The sequence below is a fragment of the Streptomyces sp. genome, from assembly GCF_050698815.1.
Taxonomy (GTDB): domain Bacteria; phylum Actinomycetota; class Actinomycetes; order Streptomycetales; family Streptomycetaceae; genus Streptomyces.
On the sequence record NZ_JBOHCV010000636.1, the window covers coordinates 1 to 1,597 of the forward strand.

A 1,597-nucleotide genomic window follows, 5' to 3' on the forward strand; every position below is an offset into this window, starting at 1 on the left:
GCGGTACCGGCGAGGACCACCTTGCCGGGGCCGACGGACCGCAGGGTCGTGCCGCTGCGCACAGCGAGGTCGACACCCGTGTGGTGGCCCGCCATCCAGTCGCCGGGGATGCCCCACTTCGCCGAGACGCGGGCAGGCTTGGCGACCGGCTCGACATAGCCGCCGGAGCGGTGCGGGCTGCTCATGGGGCGATCCGCGAACGGGACGGCCGGCACCTCGTCGCTCAACGGCTCGCGGCCGGCGGCGCGGCCCACGGGTTCGTGGTCGGCGCGGCCCTCGCGCACGTGGTCGGCGCTGTCCACGGACTCGCGGTCGGCGCCGTCCACCGGGACCCGTTCGGTGCCGTCCACGGTGGCCGACGCGACGAGGCCGCCCATGGAGACGGCCGCCGCCACCGTGCCGCTCATCAGCCGACGGGCAATTCGGGTCTGGCGTCTGCTTATTGACCTCATACCTGGCAGCCAAGAGCAGCTGCGGCGGGCCCGCACCCGGGGGCTGTCCGTAGGGGTGACGCTCTCACTGTCAGTCATCCGCGGGGCTGAGGGAGGAGCGGGGCGAGGAAGCGCGGATGAAGAAAGGCGGGGCGCAACGCGTGGGGGCAGGCTGCGCCCCGCCTGGCGGGAGTCCGGCTCGTATCGGCCGGCGCGGTGCTCGTATCAGCCGGTGCTCGTATCAGCCCGTGAAGGCCTTCGCGAAGTCGTCCGCGCCCTGCTCGATGCTCGAACAGGTCGGGTCCGCCTGATCCTTGGGGCCGCCCGGGCACGCCTTGTCACGGGTGGCCGACCACATCGACAGCCAGCCCATGCCCTGTTCGTCGGCGAACTTCTTCACCTCGGCCGCGTCGTCGGGCCTGAACACCTCGACGATGACGTCGTTCACCCCGATCATCGGTGTGACGGAGACCCGGACGTCGCCGCCCTTTGCGCGCAGCGCGTCGATCTGCCGCGCCACGGCGTTCTCGCCCAACTCCTGGGTGCCACCCCACTTGGGCGTGCATCCGCCGCCCGAGGTGATGAAGGCGAGGTTGAACTCCCTTACACCGGTCTCCTCTGCTCTCTTGACGAGGTCGTAGGAGGGCTGGAGCGAGGTGTCGACGTACGGGGCGAAGGTGGTGCCGGGCGCCGCCGCGGCCTCGGTGCCGGCCCCGGTGTCACGCCGGCGCTCCTCGCCGGCGGTCGCGTTCCCGGCGAGGGCGAGGGCTCCGCAGGCCCCCAGCGCGGCCGACACCGCGGCGCCCAACGACTTCGCCCGGCGACTGACGGGGCGGCGGGGTGCGGCGTAGTTCGTCATCGTGTACGTGCCTCGATCCGTGGGGGCGGGGGGGGGAACGGGCATGACGCTAGCCCGGCCGACTCGGACAATCCGCCGGTTACGGACGGCAGTCGGCGGACTTACGACGCGCTTAAGGAAGGGGAAGGGCCAGGTTAGGGAAGACGGCCCGTGGACCGTGGGCCGGCCGCCGGGCCCTACCGGGGATCGACCCGCCGTACCCGGTGCCGGAGTCCGCGTGCGCGACCGCGTCCGCGCTCGGTCCGCCGGCGCCGGCGCTCCCGCCCGGCGCCCTCGACTCCGTGCAGCGCCAGCCACATCCGTACCT

The 1,597-nt window shown here is 73.0% G+C and carries 1 protein-coding gene and 1 pseudogene; both read right to left on the bottom strand.

The features are described from left to right. Window positions 1–407: pseudogene (locus tag ACRDP3_RS22965) on the bottom strand (hypothetical protein); the annotation flags it as partial. Window positions 408–672: 265 nt separating this feature from the next. Beyond that, window positions 673–1,290 (bottom strand): hypothetical protein, encoded by a 618-nt coding sequence (locus ACRDP3_RS22970; RefSeq protein ID WP_431518895.1) that lies wholly within the window; start codon window positions 1,288–1,290, stop codon window positions 673–675. Window positions 1,291–1,597: the final 307 nt, after the last annotated feature.